Annotated in this window: 22 protein-coding genes and 1 pseudogene; 5 read left to right on the forward strand and 18 right to left on the reverse strand. The window is 65.6% G+C overall.

Annotation, left to right across the window (positions count from 1 at the left end):
• Positions 1 to 255 precede the first annotated feature (255 nt).
• From OM977_RS08395 to OM977_RS08430, 8 genes are all read right to left on the reverse strand, one after another.
• Positions 256 to 1,020, reverse strand: a complete 765-nt coding sequence (locus OM977_RS08395; RefSeq protein ID WP_264357026.1) for a hypothetical protein — start codon at positions 1,018 to 1,020, stop codon at positions 256 to 258.
• Positions 1,021 to 1,104: 84 nt separating this feature from the next.
• Positions 1,105 to 1,422, reverse strand: a complete 318-nt coding sequence (locus OM977_RS08400; RefSeq protein ID WP_264357027.1) for a hypothetical protein — start codon at positions 1,420 to 1,422, stop codon at positions 1,105 to 1,107.
• A complete protein-coding gene (locus OM977_RS08405; RefSeq protein ID WP_264357028.1) occupies positions 1,422 to 1,577 on the reverse strand; it encodes a DUF2306 domain-containing protein in 156 nt (51 codons plus the stop codon). Before OM977_RS08405 ends, OM977_RS08400 begins: the two co-directional genes overlap by 1 nt.
• Complete coding sequence (locus tag OM977_RS08410; protein ID WP_264357029.1) at positions 1,574 to 2,263, reverse strand: hypothetical protein; 690 nt, start codon at positions 2,261 to 2,263, stop codon at positions 1,574 to 1,576. The genes OM977_RS08405 and OM977_RS08410 overlap by 4 nt, the downstream gene beginning before the upstream one ends.
• A 126-nt stretch (positions 2,264 to 2,389) precedes the next feature.
• Positions 2,390 to 4,987 (reverse strand): LuxR C-terminal-related transcriptional regulator, encoded by a 2,598-nt coding sequence (locus OM977_RS08415; protein ID WP_264357030.1) that lies wholly within the window; start codon positions 4,985 to 4,987, stop codon positions 2,390 to 2,392.
• 561 nt (positions 4,988 to 5,548) lie between these two features.
• Positions 5,549 to 6,163 (reverse strand): DUF305 domain-containing protein, encoded by a 615-nt coding sequence (locus OM977_RS08420; protein WP_264357031.1) that lies wholly within the window; start codon positions 6,161 to 6,163, stop codon positions 5,549 to 5,551.
• 152 nt (positions 6,164 to 6,315) lie between these two features.
• Positions 6,316 to 6,801, reverse strand: coding sequence for a hypothetical protein (locus OM977_RS08425; RefSeq protein WP_264357032.1), 486 nt, complete (start codon positions 6,799 to 6,801; stop codon positions 6,316 to 6,318).
• An 87-nt stretch (positions 6,802 to 6,888) separates the two neighbouring features.
• On the reverse strand, positions 6,889 to 9,042 hold the full coding sequence (locus tag OM977_RS08430; protein WP_264357033.1) for a copper-translocating P-type ATPase: 2,154 nt from the start codon (positions 9,040 to 9,042) through the stop codon (positions 6,889 to 6,891).
• 299 nt (positions 9,043 to 9,341) lie between these two features.
• Here OM977_RS08430 and OM977_RS08435 point away from each other — a divergent pair, with 299 nt between their 5' ends.
• From OM977_RS08435 to OM977_RS08445, 3 genes are all read left to right on the forward strand, one after another.
• Positions 9,342 to 9,719: an ArsR/SmtB family transcription factor gene (locus OM977_RS08435; RefSeq protein WP_264357034.1), complete on the forward strand. Its 378-nt coding sequence runs from the start codon at positions 9,342 to 9,344 to the stop codon at positions 9,717 to 9,719.
• The gene (locus OM977_RS08440) at positions 9,716 to 10,843 is read left to right on the forward strand and encodes a cation diffusion facilitator family transporter (RefSeq protein WP_264357035.1); all 1,128 of its coding nucleotides are present in this window, start codon (positions 9,716 to 9,718) and stop codon (positions 10,841 to 10,843) included. Before OM977_RS08435 ends, OM977_RS08440 begins: the two co-directional genes overlap by 4 nt.
• Positions 10,844 to 11,067: 224 nt before the next feature.
• The gene (locus tag OM977_RS08445) at positions 11,068 to 12,099 is read left to right on the forward strand and encodes an NADPH:quinone reductase (RefSeq protein WP_264357036.1); all 1,032 of its coding nucleotides are present in this window, start codon (positions 11,068 to 11,070) and stop codon (positions 12,097 to 12,099) included.
• A 65-nt stretch (positions 12,100 to 12,164) separates the two neighbouring features.
• Here the strand turns inward: OM977_RS08445 and OM977_RS08450 are convergent, their stop codons facing one another.
• The 9 genes from OM977_RS08450 to OM977_RS08490 form a co-directional block, all read right to left on the reverse strand.
• Positions 12,165 to 12,713: a TOPRIM nucleotidyl transferase/hydrolase domain-containing protein gene (locus OM977_RS08450; RefSeq protein WP_264357037.1), complete on the reverse strand. Its 549-nt coding sequence runs from the start codon at positions 12,711 to 12,713 to the stop codon at positions 12,165 to 12,167.
• A gap of 204 nt (positions 12,714 to 12,917) precedes the next feature.
• Positions 12,918 to 13,304 (reverse strand): VOC family protein, encoded by a 387-nt coding sequence (locus OM977_RS08455; RefSeq protein ID WP_264357038.1) that lies wholly within the window; start codon positions 13,302 to 13,304, stop codon positions 12,918 to 12,920.
• A gap of 86 nt (positions 13,305 to 13,390) precedes the next feature.
• Positions 13,391 to 14,206 (reverse strand): hypothetical protein, encoded by an 816-nt coding sequence (locus tag OM977_RS08460; RefSeq protein ID WP_264357039.1) that lies wholly within the window; start codon positions 14,204 to 14,206, stop codon positions 13,391 to 13,393.
• Between the two features lie 119 nt (positions 14,207 to 14,325).
• On the reverse strand, positions 14,326 to 14,910 hold the full coding sequence (locus OM977_RS08465; RefSeq protein WP_264357040.1) for an HhH-GPD-type base excision DNA repair protein: 585 nt from the start codon (positions 14,908 to 14,910) through the stop codon (positions 14,326 to 14,328).
• A 255-nt stretch (positions 14,911 to 15,165) separates the two neighbouring features.
• On the reverse strand, positions 15,166 to 16,410 hold the full coding sequence (locus OM977_RS08470; protein ID WP_264357041.1) for a cytochrome P450: 1,245 nt from the start codon (positions 16,408 to 16,410) through the stop codon (positions 15,166 to 15,168).
• The gene (locus tag OM977_RS08475; protein ID WP_264357042.1) at positions 16,407 to 18,104 is read right to left on the reverse strand and encodes an FAD-dependent oxidoreductase; all 1,698 of its coding nucleotides are present in this window, start codon (positions 18,102 to 18,104) and stop codon (positions 16,407 to 16,409) included. The genes OM977_RS08470 and OM977_RS08475 overlap by 4 nt, the downstream gene beginning before the upstream one ends.
• A gap of 263 nt (positions 18,105 to 18,367) precedes the next feature.
• The gene (locus tag OM977_RS08480) at positions 18,368 to 19,882 is read right to left on the reverse strand and encodes an acetyl-CoA carboxylase carboxyltransferase subunit alpha/beta (protein ID WP_264357043.1); all 1,515 of its coding nucleotides are present in this window, start codon (positions 19,880 to 19,882) and stop codon (positions 18,368 to 18,370) included.
• A gap of 2 nt (positions 19,883 to 19,884) precedes the next feature.
• Entirely contained in the window at positions 19,885 to 21,147 is a 1,263-nt protein-coding gene (locus OM977_RS08485; RefSeq protein WP_264357044.1) for a CaiB/BaiF CoA transferase family protein, read from the reverse strand.
• A 47-nt stretch (positions 21,148 to 21,194) separates the two neighbouring features.
• Complete coding sequence (locus OM977_RS08490; RefSeq protein ID WP_264357045.1) at positions 21,195 to 22,607, reverse strand: SLC13 family permease; 1,413 nt, start codon at positions 22,605 to 22,607, stop codon at positions 21,195 to 21,197.
• Positions 22,608 to 22,733: 126 nt separating this feature from the next.
• On the opposite strand from OM977_RS08490, the gene OM977_RS08495 reads away from it, so the two are divergent.
• Both OM977_RS08495 and OM977_RS08500 read left to right on the forward strand, forming a co-directional pair.
• Entirely contained in the window at positions 22,734 to 23,459 is a 726-nt protein-coding gene (locus tag OM977_RS08495; RefSeq protein ID WP_264357046.1) for a FadR/GntR family transcriptional regulator, read from the forward strand.
• An 85-nt stretch (positions 23,460 to 23,544) separates the two neighbouring features.
• The gene (locus tag OM977_RS08500) at positions 23,545 to 24,417 is read left to right on the forward strand and encodes a Rieske 2Fe-2S domain-containing protein (RefSeq protein ID WP_264357047.1); all 873 of its coding nucleotides are present in this window, start codon (positions 23,545 to 23,547) and stop codon (positions 24,415 to 24,417) included.
• Positions 24,418 to 24,451: 34 nt separating this feature from the next.
• On the opposite strand, the pseudogene OM977_RS08505 reads toward OM977_RS08500, so the two are convergent.
• A pseudogene (locus tag OM977_RS08505) lies at positions 24,452 to 25,026 on the reverse strand (antibiotic biosynthesis monooxygenase).
• Between the last annotated feature and the right edge of the window lie 114 nt (positions 25,027 to 25,140).

Consider the following 25,140-nt stretch of genomic DNA (forward strand, 5'->3'; position numbering starts at 1 on the left):
TGGAGGGGTTGGTCTGGCCTTCTAGGAGTAGCCCTCCATTTGTCGTGGCCAAGCCTCAGGAGGGAAGGGACGTGACCAGGTATTGGTCGCGGTGGTCCGCTTCCGACCAGTCGCAGGTAGCTTCGTTCGAACCGTTCCTCATCAGGAGCCGCCCGCACCAGCCCGGCACTTCCGGATGATTCAGTGCGACCGCCGCCGTGCTTCGGACCGCTTCCCGAACCGTGGGAGCCGCGCTTTTCCGGGTACGTGCGTGAACTAGCCCAAAATCACGCCTGTTGCCGGGCTCCGGGCCGCGGTCCGGTCGGCGTTTTCGTGAGGCATGTTCCGGAGCATCCAGGTGGCCAGCCAGATGATAGCCGCGGCCAGGCCGATCAGACCCAACTGCAGCACGGTCTCCGGAAAGATAGTACGCAAGGCGATGGGAATGGCACTCGCAGTGTAAAGGAGGACCGCGCCCTTCGGCACACCTAGGGTGCGCCACAGCGCCAACATGAACACCACGGTGCCGAGCAGGAACAGCACTGATACCGCTGTCAGGGCGATACCGAGCGGGCCCGCGCGCAACGCCGCGGTTACACCCGGGTCAACGTACGGAAAGACCAGGTTGAGAACAAATTCGACCCCGACGAGGCCGGCCAGCGAAGTTACGGTGAGTAGGGCACCTGAGGCGGCCAGCGCCCCGGTTCTGCGCGAAGTCAGCCAATAGAGACCAACCACCAGTCCAATAGCGGCGAGTTGGGCAACCGGTGCGGCCAGCTGGGTGAAGGGCGACGTCGGGATGATTCCAGCCCGCTTGGCTGCGTTCACCACCAATATGGCGGCTGAGAGAAATCCCGCGAAGGCGAAAATCTTTATCAGTACGGCAGGTCGAAAGACCTGAATTTTTGAGGACATCTGAGGCTCTTGTCTGTTCGGGTAATGCAGGAAATAACGGGTGCTTCGACATTCGTCATGAGCCGGTGCGGTTGCCAGCGACAACTGGAAGCTACCGGCGTGGGTGGAACGGCTCAGCTGGGCCACGGAAAAGGGGACCTGCAGGAGGTGCTGGAGGTCAGAAATCCCCGGTTCTGACGCTCCGCATCATTTGCCGACCGCTCAATTCCCTTACGGCGGCGCTTCATGATCTCTGTCGCACCGGGGTTGGTTAATGGTTTCGCCCTCCCAGGCAATGCCGTCACTGAAGTCGCTGCCGATTTGGTCCGTTGCGTCGATGGGCTCCACGGAAATCAGGAGGATGCCGAGGTCACGGATCTTTGTAAGCAGCCCGTGCAGGGCAGCTTGGTCGGTGACGGGACCGCTGAGGCTTGTCGTGCCGTCGTTTTCGCGGGCCAGGGTGAGGCAGCCGAACCAGGCTGACCAGTGGTCCGGGAGGTGGCCGTCGACCCGAAGTCGGTAGCCGTGGGGTACGTGGGATCGAGTCATCAGGGCCACAGCGCGGAGAACGCAACGGCGACTCCCAGGACCACGAGGACGTGTTCAGCCGCACGGTGCCAGGCCGGCCAGCGGCGCCGGAACCGGGGTGAGAACTGGAAGGCGCCCAGGACCGCACAGGGGATCACGCTGACGAAGTGGGTCACTTGGCACCGGCCGGGTTGAGCGGAAAACTTGTGTTCCGGGGCAGGGATCGAACAGCCTCGGCGCGCTGGTCCCGCCACAACGAGTATCCCAGGCCCACCATCGCGACACCGGTGGGTATGGCGAACAGCCTTTCATTCACCTGCGGAAGCAAGGGGATGGCCAAAGTCGCCACGGAGCCGGCGGCGAGCAGCACGGCGGCCCAGCGGGCGAGGACCTTGGCGCGGAAGAGCCCGATCCCGAACAGGAGTCCGCCGCCCAGGAATGTGGCCGCGGACGCGAGGTTAAGGACTTGCATCAGGCCGATGTCACCGCTGGCGTGCCCGCCCGTGAACACGGCAAAGACGTCGTTGACGTATCCGGGTGCGGTGTGGGCCAGAGTCGAGAAGACAACGGCCCCGATCACTTCAACGCTGGTCATGATGATGTAACCTGCGCCGAACACGAGGTACCCGATCAGGCCCAGCCCTCCGGCCTGCTTCACCTGGCGGAGATACATCCCGGTGATGCCGGCCAGCGACAACCCGGCCATGAGAACCTTCAGGCCCTGGCGGACCACGTACTCGGTGGTGGTGGCGAACTCCGTATCCAGTTGGGGGTGGTTGATTTGGACGCCGATGAACAGCAGGCCTGCGGCGATGGCGGACAGGCCGGCCGCCTTGGTGAGGTTGGTGGTGGTGATGGTCATCTTCGACTCCTGGGTTTGGGTTTCCGCGTCCGGGCGTCGCGGAATGATTCAAACCTAGGGACGGGCTGGGTGAGCAGGCATCACCCCATGATGTGACTGACAGGGTGAGATTTTTGGTCGTCCCCCTTACGTGATGCCCCGGTCGCGCGCTTGCCGGACCGCAGCCCGGCGGGTGGTGACGGCGAGCTTCGTGAAGATGTGCCTGGTATGGGTCCGGAGCGTGTTGGGGGAGATGAACAGCGTCTGGGCGATCTCCGGCCCGCTCAGCTCGCTGTCGAGGAGCCGGAGCACTTGCAGCTCGCGCCCGCTCAACTTCTCGTCAGCCGACGAGGTCAGCTGGTCCCCCTCAAGGGGGGCTTGCACTTTGGGCGGCACAGCCAGGTTGAGCAGCCGCCGGGGGTGGTAATCGGCAGTTCCGTGGTCGGCGGCGTCACGCAGCAGCTCCATCATCGGCGCCCCTTCGGCTATGAAGAGCCCGGCATACGCGGCAGGTTCGGGCGCCTCCGCGAAGGCCCGCCCAAGCATTCCGCGGGCTTGCGCCCGGTGTCCTTGGACGGCTTGGGCCAGAGCCTGCAGCATGCGGATCTCCACCATGCTCCCTGCGCGTCCGCTTGTCTCTGCGGACTCGAGCAGCCGTCCCAACAGGCGATCGGCTTGCTCGCGCGCGCCGCCGCCGGGATGTTCCCGGTGCTGCGCTAAGAGCAGCCGCACGAGCGTGAGGTGGTCGAACTCTCTCAGGTAGCTGACTTCATCTGTTACTGACACCCCTCGTGCCTGCGCCCACTCGGCGGCTTCCGACGTCTTGCCTTGGGCGATCCAGATCCGGGCTTTCATGGCTCCAATCGGCTGAACCTCCGGAAAGAATCCTGGCAGGTAGATCTGCTCAGCCTGGTCGAGCAGGTCGGTGGCCTGGTCCAAGCTTCCCTCGGCACGGGCAATCAGCGCCCTCGCTACGAACCACCGGTAACGGCTCTCGGTCATAGGCGCCCGTTCGAAATACTCACCAGCGGTCGTGAGGTGCCGCGTCGCGGCAGCGAAGTCTCCGGCCTCCCGGTCAATCTCGCCCAGCCCTACATGCAGCTCGGCGGTCGCCCGGGCGACGGGCTCACCCTGAGCCTCGGCCAGCTGCAACGCATCCCGGTAGAGCCGCCGCGCCTTGCCGGGTCGGCCCGCCACAAGCCACATGTCACCGAGCACGACGGTGCTGCTGAGCGCGTCAATGAGGTTGCCGGATGCGTGCAGGCTGGCCACGGCCTGTGTGAACGTATGCAGTGCAGACGACAGCTCCCCGTTCGCCCAAGCGGCGAGCCCTAGAAAGCCCGCAGCAGCGCCGCGCGCAAGATGGTCGCCAGGGCCGGCAAGGGCGAGGGCATGCCGTGCGTGCTCGGACGTGCCTGCCGCATCGCCCCGCGCCTGGGCAAGGGAGGCACGGTAGACGGCGATGGTCGCCGGCAGCGTCCGGAGCTCCTCAGTAACTGCCCAAGGCGGAGCTGCCCCGGACGGGACCGCAGCCATTGCACGTTCCGCATCCTCAAAGCGCGGCTCCACCCCGTGGAGGTCGCCGGAGACCATGAGCATGAACCCATAGAAGACGCTAAGCACTGGGCTGCACCGGACGGCGTCGGCGGGCAATGCCTTCAGCCAGCCAAACAAAATTGACTCCTGCCGGTTGCGCCGGATTATCGGCACGGCCAACTCCACCAGGCGGGCCGCGCGGTTAAAGTCTTGGGCTTCCAAGGCATGCGTGACCGCTTCCTCCAGCAGGTCCTTGCGCTCATACCATGCGCTGGCGCGCTGGTGCAGCAACGGCACCAAATCAGGCTGTTCGTTGAGCAGACGCGCCCGCAGCACATCCGCGAAGAGGTGGTGGTAGCGGTACCACTCGCGACGGTCATCCAACGGGACGATGAAAAGGTTGGCGCGCTCCAGTGACGTGAGCATCGCTGTCCCGTCACCGCGGCCCGTCACCGCATCACAGAGGGGCCCGTTGAAACGGTCGAGAACGGCTGTGAGCAACAGGAAGCTGCGAACCGGCTCGGGTTGATGCTCAAGCACCTCCTCGACCAGGTAGTCGACAATGTACCGGTCATTTCCGGCGAACCCGGCTATAAAACCGGCGACGTCCTCGCGGCCCTTGAGCGAGAGCGCTGCCAGCTGCAGCGCTGCTACCCACCCCTCCGTACGCTGCTCCAACGCCTCGACGTCTACGGCGGAAAGATCCAGTCCTGCTACCTCATTGAGGTATGCGGTAACCTCCTCGGACGTAAAACGCAGCTCCGTTGCACGAATCTCGACGAGCTCGCCGCGCACCCGCCAACGGGACAACGGCAGTTCGGGGTCCGCGCGCGTGCTGATCATCACGTGGACGTGGGACGGAAGGTGGTCAAGCAGGAAGACCATCCCGTTGGTGACCTCGTGACTGTCAACGAGGTGGTAGTCATCGAGCACCAACCAGACATCAGCCGGTGCCATGGCCAGATCGTTCAGCACCAAGGTGAGCACGGACTCGGTCGAAACGTCCGAAGGAGCAATGAGCTCCAGGGCAGACGGTCCGACACCCGGCACCGCTGTTTGCAGCGCGGACACAACATAGGTCCAAAAAGACGCTGGGTCGCTGTCGGCAGCGTCGAGCGAAACCCACGCAATACGACGGTCGTCATCGTCCGTTCCGCCCAGCCACTGGGCAAGGAGTGTTGTCTTGCCAAACCCGGCCGGAGCAGACACTAGCGTCAATCGCGACTCAGTTCCCCGACGCAGGCGATCCAAGAGCCGCGGGCGCGTCATGACGTGGCGTCGCGCTTTTGGGATGAACAGCTTCGTTGCGATCAGCGGACGTGCCAAACGAACCCCGCTACCAGGCGCACAACAAATCCGGAAGGTGCGGAAATTTTGTACCCAAACTCCAGCAGTGGCCCCTGGCGATGGATCCTGATGGTTGGCGGCGACGTCATCCCACTCATCTTCGGACTCCTGATTCTCCGCAGATCCAGCAAGAACAGCTCGGCCCACTCAGATCATTCATTAGGGGCTCAACCGGAAGGACAATATTCAAGGGTTGGATGGCATGAAGCGTAGCCAGACGGCTTGCACCGCACCGGCGCGTGTGTCTCACGGCATAAGATGACCGATGCCCCACTTTACACTGAGTGCTGAGCTTCCAGGGGGTTGTGCCTGGGAGGGGTGATGTCACTTTCAGCCGCAGACTGCCCAACCTTCCGGTGGTTTCGGGGGTGCCCTGGCCCCGCCGCAGGAGCGGCGGGGTCAGGGCCGGAGAGAGAGTTCCGGTCAGAGGGAGGCCAGCAGTTTCTGCATTTCCTGGATTTCGGCTTCCTGCGCGCCCACGATGTCCTTGCTGAGTTTGACCGCGTCGGCGTTCTTACCGGCGGTGGTCTCGGTTTTGGCCATCATGATCGCGCCTTCGTGGTGCACGATCATCTGCTGCAGGAAGAGCCGGGCCGCTTCCGTGCCTTGGGCGGCGTCGAGCCTCGTCATATCTTCGTCGCCCATCATGCCGGTCATGCTGTGGCCGGAGGGCATCATGGTGGGTTCGTTCCAGCTCGTCAGCCAGCCGGTCATCATGTCGATTTCAGGGCCCTGCGAGGCCTTGATCTTGGTCGCCAGAGCCGTCACGTCGGCGGGAATGTCCTGCTTCTTGAGCACCGTCTCGCTCATTTGAACGGCCTGGGCGTGGTGCGGGACCATCGTCTGGGCGAACGTGACGTCAGCTGCGTTGTGTTCCGCGGCCGAAGCCGGAGCAGTGCTGGAGGGTGCACTGGTGGAGGAGCTGCCGTGGTCCATCGGCATGGACGTGCCGGATGATCCGGATCCGGTCGAGCAGCCGCCCAGGGCCAGGGCAGTGGCGATGGCAGTTGCGGAAAGGGGCAGAAGTTTCTTGTTCATGGAAATCAGGTCCTTCAAATCATCAGTCGGCGCATGGCGCCGCCGGGCGGTGTGCATCAGCGAATGCGGTCTGGCGGCCCGAAAAAGGGTGGGCGACAATAAGGGAGACGTGCGCGCTGGAACTGTTCGTTCCCTGGGCGATGGGTCCTGTTTTACGTTCTGCTGATGGACAGCTGACCAGGTGAAGGACTGCCGGGAAGATAGGAATAGGCAAGGGGGACCGCGCCCGGTGCCCTTGCGTTGGAGATGCTGCCAAAAATGCCCGCGCCGGGCAGCGGCACGGACAGCGACCCGGTTTTCGCCAATGGGGTGCACGTCACCGTCATCGTCTGCATGCTCGTGCAGCCGTCAGAGCATGAGCACTCCTGCACAGAGGAGCTGGCGGCGATCTCCACTCCCGTCCGGCGGGATGAGGCAGTGTCGGCGGTGCCGTGTACCGGATGGCCATCGGCCGCCGCGGTTCCTGTGTGGACCGTTGCGGCTCCGGCCGCAGCGGTGATGGCGGCGGCGGAGTGCATGCTGTGGCTGCCCGTCATGACGTGCATTCCCAAAATTCCGGCGAGGACGGTCAGGATGCCGGCCAGCAGGCCTGCGCGCTCGAGGAACGACGTCGCGGCGTTCCGGTCTGATGCGGGCACGGGCCTTCCTCCTTCCGCTTGGGCTGATCTTTTTAGGCTACCGGCCGGGGGCGCTGCCGTGTTTCCCTGGCCGTTTGGTCCCGTTGGTCAACGAACCTCGGACGGGTTGAGTTTCACCCGTCGCAGTAGCTGGGCGTTCAGGGCTACGACGATGGTGGAGGCGGACATCAGGACCGCGCCGGCGGCGGGGGAGAGCACGACGCCGGCGAAGGCCAGGACCCCGGCGGCCAGGGGGACGGAAATGATGTTGTAGCCGGTGGCCCACACGAGGTTCTGCCACATCTTGCGGTAGCTAGCCCGCGACAACTCCACCATGGACAGGACCGCGCGGGGATCGTTGCCGGCCAGGACTACGCCGGCTGATTCCATCGCCACGTCGGTGCCGGCGCCGATCGCGATGCCGACTTCTGCCCTGGCCAGTGCCGGGGAGTCGTTCACACCGTCCCCGACCATGGCGACTTTGAAGCCGCGTCCTTGGAGTTCGGCGACTTTTTTGTCCTTGTCCGCGGGCAGGACTTCGGCGAAGACCTCGTCGATGTTCAGTTCTTTTGCGACCGCCTGGGCGACCTGTTCGGCGTCGCCCGTGATCATGGCGACCTTGATGCCGCGGTTCTGCAGGGCCGTGACGGCCTGCCGTGATTCGTCGCGGATTGCGTCTTCCAAGCTGACGGCGCCGAGGATCCGGTTTCCTTCCACGATGTGCAGCACGGCCGCGCCGCGGACCATCCAGGCCCGGGTGCTGGCTGCCAACGATTCGGGTTCGGCGACGCCGAGTTCTTTCAGGAGAGCCGGACCGCCGACCTTGATGGTTCGTCCATCGATGGTTGCGCGGACGCCCCGGCCGGTCATGGAGGTGAAGCCGGTGGCCCGGGGAATGCCCAGGCCCCGGTGGCTGGCTGCCCGGACGATGGCGCGGGCTACCGGATGTTCACTGTCGGACTCGATGGCGGCGGCGAGGGCCAGCAGCTCATCTTTGCTGACACCGTCCGCTGCGGCGACGTCTTTGAGTTCCGGTTCGCCCTTGGTCAGGGTGCCGGTCTTGTCGAACAGGACGACGTCGATGGTGCGCATGCGCTCCAGCGCCATCCGGTTCTTGATCAGGACCCCGGCGCGGGCGGCCTGCTCGGTGGAGATGGCGATGACCAGCGGGATGGCCAGGCCCAGGGCGTGTGGGCAGGCGATCACCAATACCGTGACAGTACGAGTCACGGCTTCGGGAAGATTGCCCAGCAGTGTCCATGCGATGAAGGTGATGACACCAGCTCCTGTGGCGAAGTAGAACAGGAACGCCGCCGCCCGATCGGCCAACGCCTGCGCCCGGGAAGAGGACGCCTGCGCTTCGGCGACCAGCCGCTGGATGCCCGCCAGCGCCGTGTCATCCCCGACGGCGGTGACCCGGACCCGCACGGTGTTGTCGGTGGCCACGGTGCCGGCGACCACCGGGTCACTGACCGAGCGGAGCACGGTCTTGGACTCGCCGGTGATCATGGATTCGTCGAACTCGGCCTGGCCTTCGATGACCGTACCGTCTGCGGGCATCCGGGCCCCGGAACGGACCAGGACGGTGTCCCCGGCCCGAAGGTCGGCGACGCTGACGGTCTCGGTGCCTGTGTCGGTGATGCGTTCTGCCTCATCGGGCAGCAGCGCGGCCAAAGCGTCGAGGGCACCCTGGGCAGACCCGAGGGCGCGCATCTCGATCCAGTGGCCCAGCAGCATGATGGCCACCAGCAGGGACAGTTCCCACCAGAAGTCCAGCTCGAAGCCTCCGATGCCGAGGCTGGTAATCCAGGAGGCAACGAAGGCGACCGTGATGGCCATGGAGATCAGCAGCATCATCCCCGGTTGCCGGTTTTTGAGTTCGCTTAGGCCACCCTTCAGGAATGGCTGTCCTCCGTAGAGGAAGATCACCGTTCCCAGAAGGGGCGGGATCCAGGCCGCTCCCGGAAAATCCGGTGGCATGTAGCCGAGCAGGTGCCCGAACATCGGGCTGAAGTACACCACCGGAACCGACAGGACGAGAGTCAGCCAGAACCGGTCCTTGAACATCGCCGTGCTGTGCCCGGCGTGCTGGCCGTGGCCGTGCACCATGTTGTCATCCTGGCCGCCGTCGCCCGCATGCTTGTGGTGCGGGGGTGCGGCCGCCACTGCAGTGGTGGGGGACGCCATCGGGGCCGAGCCGGGGTCTGCTTCGTGTGCCGGGCTGGCATGGTGGTTGTGGCTGTGGTGAGTGGGGTCTTCCATGGTTTCTCCCTCAGAGGATGCAGACCCGTGCGCAGGACGGGGGGATCGGACCAGCTGGGGATCAGGTGGTAGCCGAGAGGAGACCAAGGCAAGCTCTTTGCGCGATTCTGTTCCGCACATGTCAGTTCCATTCCTTGAGAAGAAGTTATGGGTGCTGGGGTTGAACGGCTGTGACGGCGATGCGGGGGCACCGGCCTGGACATACCACTTCACTGACAACACCCCGAACATACCCCCTGGGGGTATATTCGGTCAAGAGCGTTTTTGAGTGCCAAGGCCTTATGTGCAATTATCTGCGTATGAATGCAGATAATAGGGCTTGCATGCTGACGCCCGACAGTCAGTACGTCGAACTCGCCGTCGAGGTCTTTGCCATGCTGGCCGACGCGACCCGCGTCAGGCTCATCCTGGCCCTGCGCCACGGGGAACTGCCCGTCAACGCCCTCGCCGAGAAGGCCGGGAAATCCGCCGCAGCGGTTTCCCAGCATCTGGCCAAGATGCGTTTGGCGCGCATGGTCGCCACCCGTCAGGAAGGCACCAGGGTTTACTACCGTCTGCAGGACGGGCACGCCTGGCAGCTCGTCGCCGACGCCATCCACCAGGCCGAACACGCCTTGGGAACAGCCCCCCACCATAGCGCCGCCCCGCACAGCGGTTCGCAGGAGGCCGGGGCATGAGCCGGCAGATTCCGCACATCGGCAGCGACGGCCACACGCATCTCCACGAACACGGTAAGCACAACCCGGACCAGGATAACCAACAGGAGCATCACCATAGTCCCGAGCATGGCAGGCACGGTCGCGACCACGGCCCCCACGAGCACGTCCACGCGACCGGGTTCAAAGCGTGGCTGCAGGAGCTGTTCGTGCCGCACTCCCATGACTCCGCCGACTCGATCGACTCCGCCATGGAGACCAGCTCCCAAGGCATTCGCGCCGTAAAGGTGTCACTGCTCGGGCTGGGCGCCACGTCACTGTTCCAGCTCGCCATCGTCCTCATCAGCGGCTCCGTGGCGTTGCTGGCAGACACCGTCCACAATTTTTCCGACGCCCTGACCGCAGTGCCACTCTGGATCGCCTTCCTGCTCGGACGCCGCCGCGCGACCCGCACCTACACCTACGGGTTTGGCCGCGCCGAAGACCTGGCAGGGCTGTTCATCGTGGCCATGATCGCGCTCTCAGCCGTCGTGGCCGCCGTCGAATCCATCCGCCGCTTCTTCGAGCCCCAGCCCGTCCAAAACCTGGGCTGGGTGCTCGCAGCCGGACTCGTGGGCTTCGCCGGCAACGAACTCGTCGCCATATACCGCATCCGCGTGGGGCGACGGATCGGCTCCGCCGCCCTCATCGCAGATGGCATCCATGCCCGCACCGATGGGTTCACCTCGCTTGCCGTCGTCGCCGGCGTCATTGGCATATGGCTCGGATTCCCCCTTGCAGACCCGATCGTGGGCCTACTCATCTCTGCAGCGATCGCCGTGCTGCTCTGGGGAACCGTCCGCGACATCGGGCGCCGGCTCATGGACGGCGTCGACCCCGCCCTCACCGACCGCCTCACAGCCGTCGTCCGCGACCATGCTCCTGAAGGTGCAACGTCCCGGCTGCGCTGGTCCGGCCACCGGCTTCACGTCGAGGTCTCCATCCCACTGACAAAGATCACGGACTTAGGGAAACTGGCCACTATCCAGGAGGAAATCGACCAGTCCACCCGCCACGCACTCCCGAACGTGGGATCCGTGACAACAGTACCCACGGTCGCTCACGCAGAGGCTCCAGACCCACATCGTGCTGAGGTTCAAAAGTAGAACGCGCACGGGCTTCCACAACCGGCCGGGCTGACTCCGGTCCGGCAACAGAGCGAGAACGAAGCTGCTGTGCCAAGGGTGAAGGCATAGCCATCCAGCGCGGCACCACGGTCGTGTTCGTCCTGCCCGTCCAGTTCGCTGGCTCCATGCGGCAGTCCAAGACCAATCGAGGGAATCGTGAACTCCGCGGGAATTTTCGGTCCGGGCCGGCGTTAGGTCTGTGTATGAAAGCAATCGTGTACCGTGCCACCGGCGATCCGTCCGTCCTCGAGCTCATCGACCGCGAGATCCGCGACCCGGGGCGCGGGGAGGTGCGCGTGCGGATCATGGTCTCCGCGGTGAACCCCACCGACTGGAAGTCGCGCCGCGGCGCCAATCCGGGTGAGCCTTTGCCATTCGCGGAGGTCGTGCCGAACCAAGACGGCGCCGGAGTGGTGGACGCCGTCGGACCCGGCGTCGAGCATCTCCACGTCGGTGACAGGGTTTGGCTGGCCCTGGCCGCCTACCAGCGCGCCGATGGCGGGACAGCGCAGGAGTTCGCCGTCCTGCCGGCCGAGCGGGTCTTTCCGCTGCCGGAGAACGCCGGGTTCGACCTCGGCGCAAGCCTGGGCGTTCCCGCGATCACCGCCCACAGGGCACTGACCATCGCCGAGGACGGCCCGCGGCGGCTGCACCCAGGAAGCCTGGACGGCAAAGTAGTTCTCGTCGCTGGAGGGGCCGGCGCAGTGGGCCATGCGGCGATCCAGCTCGCCAAGTGGGCCGGTGCCGTTGTGATCACGACCGTGAGCGGACCCGCGAAGGCTGCGCTGGTGACGGCCGCCGGCGCCGATCACGTCGTCAATTACCGGGAAACCCACGCGGCCGCGGAGATCCGCCGGATCGCTCCCGAGGGCGTCGACCAGATCGTGGAGGTGGCACCCGCGCAGAACGCGGAACTCGACCTGGCAGTGATCCGCAACCGCGGCTCCGTCGCGGTCTACGCCAACAACGGCGGCGATCAGCTGAGCCTGGACGTGCGCAGGCATTTCAGCCTCAACGTCGGCTACCAGTTCGTGCTGCTCTACACCGTTGGCATGGCGGCGGTGCATGCCGCCGCCGAGGACATCAATGAAGCCATTGCCGACGGCGCCCTTCCGGTGGGAGAGGCCGCAGGCCTGCCGCTGCATCGCTTTGACCTGGTAGACACAGCTGCGGCCCACTCGGCGGTGGAAGAGAGCATCGTCGGCAAGGTGCTAATCGATGTTTCAGCGGGCTAGCCATAACGCTTCAGGAGCGTCGTGGGGTCATCACGCGTTGCAGCCGCGGGACTGAGCGGGCCGGATCACGACGAGAATGATGCGACGAGGCGGGCGAGCGGCGGAGGCGCGTGTCCGGCCGGCAATGCGTCGACCAGCAGTGGCGCATATCGGACCATGTTACCACTGCGTCCTCCAAAGAACCGGCGCAACTGCGCCGTTACTGGCCGCTCTCGCAGTGACGGCTGGCGTTGGAGGAGCTGGAACGACGCGAGCTCGCCTTGTGCCGCGATGACCTTGAGCACGGCATCGATCCCAAGGCAGCGGATGAGTTCGTCTTCTAGATCTGCGTGACAGACGTGGAACCCAAGCTCGGTCAGCGAACCGGAACCGATACCTGCCCGGCCGAGCGCGCGGGCGATGCCACGAGATTCCCCGGCATCACACAGGCCCAACAATCGGTGGCCTGCGCCTTTCGGGCCGTAGCGGTCAAGGAAGTGGACGATGCTGGTCGCGCCTCCCATCGGTACGACTGACACCCGCAAGGCTGTCAGGTCATGGCCAAGGCGAAAGGCCAGCGTCTCGACCGCCAGCCGGTCACTCTCGCCCTCGACCAACACCGTCGTCGCCTGCATAGAACTAGTATGTCGGACGCCCAGCCCCGGCGGTCATCATGGGGTTGCCTCCCTGTGCGTTGGTTCCCTCACGTGATCGGCGACTTCACTGGACGGGTTGGCTTCGAACCCGCTGTCACGGTCATCACCGCACGGTAGTGCGGGACTGCGCCGCTGGTGGCAGGGACCGGAGTGCAACTGGGCGAACCGGCCGCAACCAAGACTTCATGCAGCACCCGATCCGTACGGACGCGTGATCGCCTCCAGGAAATGCCCGTCAGGATCCGCGAAGTAGACGCCACGTCCGCCGTCGTTGTGGTTGATCTGCTGCGGGCGGGACCGTCCTGGGTCCGCCCAGTAGGGGATTCCCTGGGCCCGGATCCTGGCGAAGATTCCGTCGAAGTCCTCCTCGCTGACCAGGAAGGCGTAGTGCTGCGGGGAGATGGGCCTGTCCGCCGTGGCGAAGTCGAGGGCCACTCCGTGGTCGAGGGGCACCGTCATGAAAGACCACATGGCTTGGGGTTTCGGCAGTCCGAGCATGTCGGCCAGGAACTCCGCCGAACGGCGCTTGTCCGTTGCGTACACGATGGTGTGGTTGAAAGTGACCGTCACGGTGACCTCCCTGGTTGTTTGTCCGCGACCATCTACGTCCGGCGCTCTTCGCATTTCTAGATCGCCGCTACGTCCTTGGAACCTGATCAGGCCTCGGCGAGCGGCAGTACCAGCATGTAGCCGGTCGGAAGATCGCTGCTCCAGCGTCGCGGCTCGCGGACGACGAACTGCGTCGCAAACTGCTGGGGCGTGAGCAGGGCGTTGGGCGCGGGGGACGGTCCCCACTGCTTGCTGCCGTACGGATAAAGCGGATCCTGGACGCGGATGCCGGTGACCGAGAACTCCGGGAACTGTTCGGGATCGCCGAGTGACTCGAAGCCGCTCATCACCCATACGTGGCGACCACGCCACATGACCAGCCCGACCGGCCGGTCTGTGCGGGCGATGGCGCGCGCCGCGGTCTGCAGCGCTTCCTCGTAGTCGGCGATGCTGACGACGGCGTACGGCCCCATCCCGACCTCGGTCAGCACCTGCGCCCAACCCAAAGGGTTGGCGCCGTTGAAGGAGTTGAACGACCGAGCCCGGGCCATTTCCCACAGCTGGCCCTGCTGAACGCGATCCGCCCACGTGCCGGCCCCCGTGTCGTCCATGAGGTTGTGCATGATCTGGGTGCTCGCCGCCACACACCAGTCAAAGGTGTACTGCGGCACGAAGTCACCCTCCTGGTAGAGGTTGAGGGCGAATGCTTGGGGCACCGGGGGCGGCGTGGGAACCGTTGTCGGGGTGGGGGACGGGGTCCGGTAAGGAGCCGGGACGTCCAGGCCTGCGGCTGTCGGGGCCGAGGACGTCTGAATCGGCCGATCGGTGGCGGCTTCATCGAATCTGATCGCGGGCGTGCAGCCCGAGAGGAGGGTCGCTAGGACGACGAACCAGACCAGAAGACGGAGCAGGGCACCGATCATGATCGATCCAGCTTACCGCGACGCGGCGGGAACGCACCGTGCGTGGGTGGAACCGATGAGCCTCAAGGCCACCAGCGACAACCCTGGGTCGGAAGCCCTTTGGGCTTATGCCATTCTTATCAGCGCTCGGATGCCTTCGCTGCTTTGATGGCGGCCTTGGCAGCCTGCTTGTTGGCGCGTACTTTCTGCAGAGACTCGGGGTCCACGATGTCGGCGACAGAAAGAAATGCGTCCTCCTGGCCATAGGGGCCAGCAGCCTCACGCCAGCCTTGTGCCTGGAGTCCGCGCTGCTTGCCGAGTAGCGCGAGGAAGATCTTTGCCTTCTGCTCTCCGAAGCCGGGCAAACCCTTCAACCTGCGCAGCACTTCCTCGCCGTCGGGGTCGTCCTGGTTCCAGATGGCAGTTGCGTCCCCGTTCCAATCGCGCTGCACGGTCGCGGCAAGGTCCTGGACGCGGCCGGCCATGGAGCCAGGGAAGCGGTGGACGGCCGGACGCTCCTTAAAGAGCTCAACGAAGCCCGCCGGGTCATGTTCGGCGATTGCGGCAGGGGACACCGACCCGAGGCGCGTCCGGATCTTTTCGGGCCCGGCAAAGGCCGACTCCATGGTCACCTGCTGGTCAAGCAGCATGCCGACCAGGAGGGCGAACGCGTCATCGCTGAGCAGTTGGTCGGCGGCGGGGTCGCCCGTGATATGCAGTTCCATGCGCCCATCCTCCCACCTCATCCGAGCCGCGTCATGACACTGCACCAGGAGGCCAATACCCGGGCCCTGCGCGCTGCCGCATTGGATCGATTGACGATGCCGGACGCAAACAGCCACCCCTGCCGTTGGGTGGCCGCGGTTGTTAGGTGTAGGTGGTGTTGCGAACAGGTAACTCAAGCCAACTCCGATGCCCGGCAAGCTCCGCTTCCCCCGCCGCCTTACTCGTCGACGGCGTGCCCCGCCGTCCGCTGTTGTCTACCGACGAGCGGCGATGCCGTCGATATCGATCAGGAGATGCGAGGGGCCGCGGAGGAACGGGCTCGGCCGGTACGGGGGCGGATCGGAGACCAGCCGCGGATTCTCCAGCCTGGTAGCGAACGCGGTGAGGGCGATCTGGGCTTCGAGCCGGGCAAGGGGCGCGCCGAAGCAGAGGTGGATGCCGCCGCCAAAGCCTAGGTGTTGATTGTTGGGCCGTTCCGGGATGAAGAGGTCGGGGTCGGTGGCGTGGGCGGGGTCGCGGTTGCCAGCGGCTAACAGCAGCGTGAAGGAGGCGCCTGCGGGGATGGTCGTACCGTCAACGTCGATATCGTCGAGGGCTGTGCGAAAGGGAACGAAATGCACGGGCGGCTCGTAGCGCAGCAGTTCCTCGACCATCGGGATGGCCAGATCGGGGTCGTTGCGCAGTCTCATCAGCTCGTTGGGATGGCGTAGCAGGGTCAGTGCGCCGTTGGCGATGAGGTTCACGGTGGTTTCGTGTCCGGCGATGAGTAGGAGAAGCCCTGTGCTCACCAGCTGTTCGGCGGGCATCCGGCCCTCGGGGCCGTCATCTGCGGCCATCGCTGAGAGTAGGTCCGTGCCCGGTGCTCGCCCGTGGGCTTCGACCAGATCTTCCATGAAGGAGCGCAGTTCCTTGCCGGCTTCGACTCTCTTCTTTTGCTGTGTCTCGGGATCGAGCCCGGGATCAGTGGATTGCAGCGCGACGTCTACCCAGACCCGGAAGCGGTGTTCGTCTCCTGGGGGTACGCCGAGAAGTTCGCAGATCACGGTGACGGGCAGTGGATAGGCCAGGTCATCGACGACGTCTGTCCTGGTGCGGCCCGCCATGTTATCAATCAGTTCGGTGACGATTTCCGTCATCCTCGGCTCCAACGCCGCGACCCGGCCGGGCGTCGTGGGCGGACCGAAGTGGCGCATTGCGATCCGTCGAAACTTGTCATGGTCGGGCGGATCCATGCTCAGGAACGTCGGAGTCATGCCCGGGCCGCCCCCGTCGTCTCCGTCCGCCGTGGCGCCCGCAGCAGCGGCAGCCGGGTTGCGGGTGATGTCGGAGCTGACCCGCGGGTCGTGCAGTAACCTGGCGATCTCGGCGTAGGTACTCACAAGGTAGGTTCCGTCCGGAAGTCGTGTCACCGGGGTCCTGCGGAGCTCAGCGTAGAACGGGTAGGGGTTAGCCCGGTTGGAGTAGTCGAGGATCTGCTCCCAGGAGCTGGCCTGGCTCATGGTGAAGGCTCCTTGGTTCGTGGGATGGTTTCTGCGGGTCTCCGAGACGGCGTGTCGCTGGCGGCGGTGTTGGTCAATCTGGCGCGGCGTTCGTTGGGATCGTGTCCGGTGACGACGACGGTTGCATCCTGGGTGGGGCTGGTTGCCGGCTTGAACCCAGCCGGCACGGGCCGGGCATCTGCCGACTCGTCGACGTGGTGGAATGACGGCGGAAAGGGGGCGGCCCGTTCGATCAGCGGTTCGTAGAAGTCGAGCCACTTGTTCTGGTTGAAAGCGACGGCCGCCACGATGCGGCCCTTGTAGCCATAGACCGCCAGGAATCGCCGCAGGGCCACTGATCCTTGGACGATGGCAACTTCATCGGCGACTGAGGGCACCCCCACGCTCTTGATTTCGGTGCCGAACTGGACTGACCAGAATTTCGGCACCTCCAGGTGTGGCCACCGTTCGGTTTCGCGGCTGACCATGTTGTGTGCCGCGATCTCGGCCTGGGAGATGGCGTTCCCCCAGTGCTCGACGGCGAGGTACTGATAGCCGTACATCGGCTGCGGGGCGCGCGCTATGTCGCCGGCGACGAAGACGTCGTCGGTGACCAGGCCGTTCGCGTCGAATGCGCGGCAGCCGGCGTCGCACGCGACGCCCCACACGCCGCATGCCAAGCCGGAATCTGCGAGCCATTCAACATTACGAACGGCCCCCAGCGCGGCAACCGCCACGTCCACCTCAAGCGTTGTTCCGTCGGACAGGACGGCCCGGCGCAGCTGTCCCGTGTCATCGCCTTCAAGGCACGCGACCCGGACGCTGCAGCGCAGATCCACGCCATTTTCGATCTGCAGCTCCCCGGCGACTGCGCCGACCACCCCGCCGAGGGCAGCGACCAGCGGAGCCGGACCAGCCTCTGCCACGGTGACCGCCAGGCCGAGTTCCCGGCACACGGAAGCGACCTCGCAACCGATGAATCCGGCGCCGATGACCAACACCCGCCGGGGATGCTCCGCGAGAAGCCGCCGTAGTGTTGCGGCGTCCTCCCGGGTGCGCAAGGTGAGGACGCCCGTCAGGGCCGCCTCCGCAGCGTTGGGCCAGGGGCGGGCACGCAAGCCGGTGGCGATCAACAACTTGTCGAACCCGATCCGGCTGCCGTCGGCAAGGTGGAGCTGTTTCGCGGCCAGGTCCAGACCGGTCGCCGCCACGCCCAGGCGCCACGTGGCATCTATGTCCCGGCGGCGTGGCAGCGAGGTGTCGTCCAGGGGCACAGACCCGGCCAGGACCTGTTTCGACAGCGGCGGCCGGTCGTAGGGCTCGTGCGGCTCCTCGCCGACCAGAGTCAGCGAGCCGGTGAACCCTTCCTCGCGCAGCCGCTCCGCCGCGCGCAGCCCGGTCATCGATGCTCCAACGATGACGATCCGCCCGGTCCTCAAGAACGTGCCCCCGTTGTCCTCGACGGCGGCCGCCGCCGCCGGCGCGTCGTTCGGATGCAGCGGTCCATCCGGTCCATCCGGCCCATCCAGCTGTTCGAGCCGGATGGCCTGGACCGGACACGCAGCGGCGGCCCGGCGAATCCGCGTGCGCTGCGCCCCGTCAGGGTGCGGGTCGTAGGTTAGCGCCTCGTCCCCCTGCATCGTAAAGACGTCCGGTGCGAGAAAGGCGCACTGCGCGTAACCCTGGCATTTGGTGAGATCGACGAGGATCCTCATGCCGACGTTCTCCCTCTGGCGGCTTGCGTCCGCCGTCCGCCAATGGGCTGGCGCCTCTTTCGAGCAACTTGAGTTACTCCGGAATCCCGTCAGGACTTCCCGGACCTGAGGTGGGCCCGGAGCAGGAGGTCCAGATTCGATTCATGATCGATTGCATCGAGTTTAGGCCCAGTGGGTGGGCGGCGGAAGAGGCTTGCACCCCGCCAAGGCGGAGCAGGGACTGCCCCTTGGAGCGTTCCGCGCCCAGCGGTGCAACCTCCCCGCTAGTCCATGTTCCCACCGAGGTTGCGGTACTTTGCCAGCCTCTGCGGGAGCAGCTTGGTGATCCCGGCGTTGGACAGGGTGGCTAGCTCGTATTCGATGGCCTGCCCCATCCGCTGGCAGAACGCTTTTGCTTCCAGGGAGGCGTCGGGGCGTTCGTCCACGATGTGTTCAACCAGTCCGTTGGCGTGGAGGGATGCGATGTTGACGCCCTGGGATTCGGACATGGCCGGGGCGAAGTCCGTGCTGCGGTGGACGATGGCGCTGGCGCCTTCGGGCGGCAGGGGTGAGAGCCACGCGTGCTGGGCGGCAATGGTGCGGTCCGCGGGCAGGAGGGCCAGCGCTCCACCGCCGGCCCCCTGGCCCAGCAGGACGGACACAGTGGGGGAGTTCAGCCCGATGAGGTCATGCAGTGACCGGGCGATTTCCCCGGCCAGCCCTCCTTCCTCGGCCTCTTTGGAGAGTGCCGCGCCGCCGGTGTCGATGACAGTGAGCAGCGGCAGTCTGAGTTCCTCTGCAAGCCGCATGCCGCGCCGGGCCTCACGGAGGGATGCCGGGCCCATCGCTGTCTGCTGGGAGGGACGGGGTCGCGTGTGGCCTATGACCACGCAGGATGCCTGGCCGAAGCGGGCCAGGGCAAGCAGAAGGCCAGGGTCCTTTTCCCCCTGTCCGGTGCCGTTGAGCGGCAGCACGTCCCGGGCTCCGTGGGCGAGCAGTTGGCGAAGGTCCGGCCGCCGCGGATTGCGGGAGATTTCGATCGATTCCCAGGCGCCGGCGTCGGACGGTTTGACCGAAAGGCTCTTCGGCGCCCTTGGCCGCGGATTCGGGCCGGTGACCAGGATGCTCAGGGCGCGGTCGACGACGTCGGAAAGTTGCCATGGCGGGACGACGGCGTCGATGAGGCCCTTGTCGAAGAGGTTCTCAGCCACTTGGACCCGCTCCGGAAACGGTGTGCCGTGAAGGGCCTCGTAGACGCGGGGTCCGAGGAAGCCGAGGAGGGCGCCGGGTTCGGCGACGGTGATGTGGCCGAGGGATCCCCAGGACGCCATGACGCCGCCGGTGGTAGGGTGCCGCAGGTAGACGAGGTAGGGCAGCCCCGCCTGGCGGTGCGCACGGACCGCGGCGCTGATTTTCACCATGGACAGGAATGCGATGGTACCTTCCTGCATGCGGGTGCCGCCCGACGCCGGGCCGGCCAGGAGGGGCAGGCCCTCCCGGGTTGCCCGTTCGACGGCGGTGACGATGCGTTCGGCTGCGGCGACGCCGATGGAACCGGCGAGGAAGCGGAATTCGCTGACGATGACGGCCACGCGCCGGCCCCGGATGAGGCCCTGGCCGGTGAGGACGGATTCATCCACGCCGGTCTTGGCGCGGGCAGCCGCCAGTTCCTGCCGGTACTCGGGGCCCGGATCGGGGTCCACAACCGGACCGTCCCAGCTCTGGTACGAGCCCGGATCGAGCACAGCCGTGATGAGTTCCGTGGCGTCCAGGTGCCTGGCCTTCTGTTCGGTCACCATGTTCAGCGCTTTTCCTGTTCCGGACCGGCTGGCGTGCCGGTTCCAGTCCCTGTTCTCCTCGTCTCGGCCGGCACCAGACCGAGCCACTGCCGGATCTGCTCCCCGTCCTGGTCCAGCAGCGGCGGCGCGGTGTGCGTTGTCAGCGTGGTTTCCGCGGTGTCCGCGGCGCTGAAGAACCGCAGCGGCGGACCGGGCAGGCTCACCTTCCCCAGAATTTTGTGCTCGACGTCGATCACGAGCCCCTGGGAATGGACCTGTTCCCACTCGTAGACTTCGTCCAGAGCGCGGACTTTGCCGGCCGGAATGCCTGCGGCGTTGAGTTTGGCGAGCAGCGGCTCGGCCTCGAATTCGGAGAAGGCCTGCTCGATTTCTTCGATGACTTTCGCGCGGTTGCGGACCCGGTCCGCGTTGGTGGCGAATTCCGGCCGCGCAGCGTCAATACCAAAGGCGGAGGCGAACGTGCTCCAAAGCTTCTCGCTGCCCACACTGATCTGCACACTGCCCTGCCGGCAGTGGAAAAGGCCGTAGGGGGCGATGGAGGGGTGGTGGTTTCCCTGCGCCTTGGGGACTTCGCCGGCGACCGTTGCCCTGGTGCCCTGGAAGGCGTGCACCCCGATGAGCGCCGCAAGCAGTGACGTGCGCACGATCTGGCCCTGGCCGGTCCGCTCGCGCTGCAGCAGCGCGGCGAGCGTCCCGAACGCCCCGTACATTCCGGACAGCAGATCGGCGATGGGAACGCCCACCCGCTGGGGATCGTCCGGCCCGGACCCGGTCAGGGACATCAGTCCGGCCTCTCCCTGGAGGATCTGGTCGTAGCCGCTGCGCCGGGATTCCGGCCCGTCGTGCCCGAAGCCGGTGATGGACAGGACCACCAGTGCAGGGTTCAACTCGTGCATTTCCGCGGCGGAGAAGCCCAGCCGGTCCAGGACGCCGGGGCGGAAGTTCTCGATGACGACGTCGGCGCGTTCCAGCAGTTCACGCAGGACTGTCCGGCCGTCGTCGCTCTTGAGGTCCAGGGCGATGGATTCCTTGTTGCGGTTGCAGGACAGGAAGTAGGTGGCCTGGGGATCGTCCTCGGGACCGACGAACGGGGGACCCCACCCGCGGGTGTCGTCTCCGGTGCCGGGGTTCTCGACTTTGATGACCCGGGCGCCGAGGTCGGCCAGCATCATGCCGGCGTGCGGGCCGGCCAAGGCACGGCTCAGGTCCACCACAAGGTAGCCCGCGAGCGGGCCCTCGGCGTGGATAGTCGGTTCAGTGCTCATGTTGATAGTCCTTTATGTGCGTGGAGGGAGCGGGCTGAAGGGGCGGGCTACATCCAGCCCGGGAGCACCATGACCAGCCAGGCAATGGCGGGGCCGACAGCGACGACGATGCCGCTGTACGCCAGAATCTGCTTGTAGAACTTGTCCTTGTCCACGTCTTCCGGAGCGTTGGCCAGCACCAGGGCGCCGTTGGTGGAGAACGGGGACACGTCCACGATCGTGGAGGACACAGCCAGGGCGGCGATCACCCCGACGGCGCCGATCTCTCCGGTCGCCAGGAACGGCACCGCGAGCGGGATCAGGGCCGCAAGGATCGCGGTGGAGGACGCGAACGCCGACACCACGGCGCCGATGTAGCAGATCAGCAGAGCCGCCAGGAGCGGCATGCCAAGTTGGGTCACGCCGTCGGACACGAACTTGATGGTGCCCGCTTCTTCGAGGACACCCACGAAGGTGAGCATGCCGCAGATGAGCAGCACGGTGGACCAGCTGATCTTGTTGACGGCACCCTTCTGTGCTGCCGGGGATACGAGGGCCAGGATGATGGCGATGGTAATGGAAACGAAGCCGACGTCCACCTTGAAGCCGAGGGAGATAACGGCCAGGGCGATCAATCCCAGGATGGTGACCAGCTGGGGCACGGACGCACGGGCACCGTTGGCCGGCTTCCCGGCGGACTCGGAGGAGCCGCCGGCAGGGGAACTGCCGGAGCCGCCGGAGGTGCCCTTAGCCGAAACGCCGGCGGAGGAAATATCGGAGCCGGAGCCCTGCAGTGTGACGCCGGCCGCGCGGGCGCCCAGGCTGACGGACATGCGCTTTGCGGCGGCCTGCTCGACGAGGCGGCCACCCTTGGTGGACAGCAGTTTGCTTCCGCCGAGGACGATGAACAGAACCACGGCAATGGCGAGGTTGAAGAAGAAGCTGGCCAGGAAGATCGCAATTGGGTTGGCTTCCAACTCCGTCTTGGCGATGATGCCGTTGACGGTGACGCCGTAGACAGCGATGGGGGAGAAGCCGCCGGCCTGTGCGCCGTGGACCACCATCATGCCCATCATGAGCGGGTTGATCTTGTGTTTGGCGGCGAAGCTCAGCGCAATCGGGGCGATGATGGCGACGGCAGCGGGGGAGAGGGCGCCGACGGCGGTAATCACCGCGGTGATGGCGAACATGACCCACGGGATGAGGGCGACTTTGCTGCCCACCATGCGCACCGCGCCACGGACCAACAGGTCAATGGTGCCGTTGTTTTGGGCAATCGCGAACAGGTACGTCACCCCGACGATCGTGAGGAACAGACCGCCGGGGAAGTTGGCGAGGATGTCGTTGGTGGACATTCCCAGCACGACCGAACCGAGCAGGAATGCCCCCACGAAGGCCAGGGCGCCCATGTTGAGGGGGAGCACCGTGGCCAGGAGGAACATCACCGCCAGGATGATGATGGACAGGACGGGAGCGGACATCTTTGTTCCTCCGGAGTAGAAGTTAGTGTGAAGTGGCTCACTGGCCTAGCCTCCTAGACACTAGGTGTCTTTGTCAATAGTTCTCCGGTAGTCTTAGGGCCCAGAGCCTTCGCCGAAAGGAAGCGCATGCCTAAGCAGTCCGCAACCCAACAGATTTCCCGGGTCTCGCGCCCTCGGCTCTACGAACAGCTCGTGGAACAGCTCATGGACTACATCGAGGCTGCCCAGCTAGGCCCCGGGGATACGTTGCCGGCCGAGCGTGAACTTGCAGAACGGCTCGGCGTTTCGCGCGCAACGCTGGCCCAGGCGCTCGTGGCGCTGGAAGTGCTGGGTGTGATCGACGTCCAGCACGGCACCGGTGCGGTGTTGGTCTACCGTCCGAATGTTCCCTCCGTACTCAAGGGCCTCCGAGAGCACCGCAGCCGGCTCCCTGAAATCGTGGAGGCTCGGAGCACGTTGGAGGTAAAGCTTGCCGAGCTCGCCGCCGCGAGGCGCAGCGATGCCGACATGAAAGCCATCGACGAGGCGCTCGACGCGATGGCGGAGGAGGTGGCCTCTGGCGCGAAGGGTGCGCGGGGCGACGAACTCTTTCACCAGGCCGTGACCGCGGCTGCGCACTCGGCCGTGCTGGGCCAACTGATGACGTTCATTGCAGGCATGATCCTGGAAACCCGCCTCGAATCACTCGGGCAGCCGGGCCGCCCGGAGCAGTCCCTTGCGTCCCACCGCAAGATCGCCGACGCAATCAGGGACCAGGATTCCGCTGCCGCTGCCGCGGCGATGATGGAGCACATCGAACTGGTTTCGGACGTAGCCCTGCTGAAAGACGTGGCCCTGCTGAAGAACGGCTGAATCCTTTGCTAAGCGCCAAGGATCTGTGCAGATGAGCGCGGAGAAATTAGGCTCAGCCTGAACGATCCAATGATGGAGGACGCACATGAAACCCTTGCCGCTGCTGAATCTCGTTTCTCGACTGGAGGACAGTGCCTGGCTTGATCCATGGGTAACACGGGTCAAAGGAACCGTGAACTCGGTCGTCCCGTTCCCATGGCTTCGTGATGTGCTCCACGGGGTGCCCTTGGGACACCCGGTTCATCCTCTTGCGGTCCAAATACCGTTGGGGGCCTGGACGTCGGCCGCCGTTTTGGATGCTGTGCCCGGAAACGAGCGCGCCGCGGGCATTCTGATTGGCGTGGGGGCCATCGCCGCGGTCCCTTCGGCTGTCGCTGGCTTCACCGACTGGTCGGAACTCCATGAGCAGCAACAGCGCGTGGGCCTGGTACACGCCGCGGCGAACATCGCGGCCACCGGACTGTACATCGCGTCACTGGTGGAGCGGTCCCGCGGGCGGCAGTCGCGAGGCAAGCTGCTCGGATACCTGGGTTTTGCCACCGTTGGTGCCGGCGGCTTCCTCGGCGGCCACCTCACATATCGTCAGGCCGCCGGGGTAAACCACAGCGAGGATGTTCCGCACCGCTTCCCGGTCGGTTGGCATACCCTCGCCCCGTTGAACGAGCTCGCCGAAGGCGAGCTGGAAAAACGGACGGTGGCCGGTATGCCGCTGCTCGTGTTCCGGGAGGGCCAGGTGGTCCACGTCTTGTCGGACGTCTGCAGCCACCTCTCCGGGCCCCTCCACGAGGGCAAGCTCGACGAGCGCGGGGAGGCCTGCGTGATCTGTCCGTGGCATGGCAGCGTCTTTGAGCTGCGCACCGGAGAAGTCAGGGGCGGACCGGCGACGGCGGGCCAGCCGCGGTTCAGCACACGCATCGAGGAGGGTGTGGTGGAGGTGTCCCTCCCCGGGGCCGGGTAGGCGAGCCAACCCGGCGGACGGCGGGTGCCTTCCGTCAGCGCTTCTTACGCAGCCAGGGTCCCAACAACCGGGTGGTGACGGGAAGAAAGACATACGTCATCAGCGGCGTGAGGAGACAGGCGGCCAGCAGCACCTGGTAGGGAAGGGGCCATTCCTGGGTCAGCGGGTGCAGCAGGAAATTGGCCAGAAGGCTGAGCGGAAAAAGGGCAGAAAGATGCTGACCATCTGCTTCCACCGGGGCGGAACCACGGTCTCGGGAACGCTGAGGCGGACATCGCCGGGCTGCGCGAACCAGCCTTCGATGCCCGTGCGCCGTTCGATCTGCGTGACCTCCACGAGGTCAGCTGCACTGTCGATCCACCAGCGCCGCTCGTCGGACTGCTCCCAGTCGCTGAGCAGGTTGGCATCGGCAAAGCGGTACAGCATGTGCCATTCGTTGGAGTCTGCGGCTGAGCGGACCCAGCCGGATCCGAGGTAGCCGGGCCATTCGCGGGCGAGTTCCTGGCCTGCGTGCGCCCAGGCGCTGGCCTGACGCGTCCGGCCGGGTTGGACTGTGCGGGCCACGGACACAGTGACTGGCTGGAGCTGGGAATCGGAGATGGTCACCATAGGAATCTTACCGACGGCGCGGCACCTCCGTGTCGGACCTGCCGGCCCTGACAGTGCGTCGAACCTAGCGCAGCGCCCGACGTGTCGGACCCGACAGTGCGGTTGAACGGCACA

The sequence above is a fragment of the Pseudarthrobacter sp. MM222 genome (assembly GCF_947090775.1).
In the GTDB taxonomy this organism is placed as follows: Bacteria; Actinomycetota; Actinomycetes; order Actinomycetales; family Micrococcaceae; genus Arthrobacter.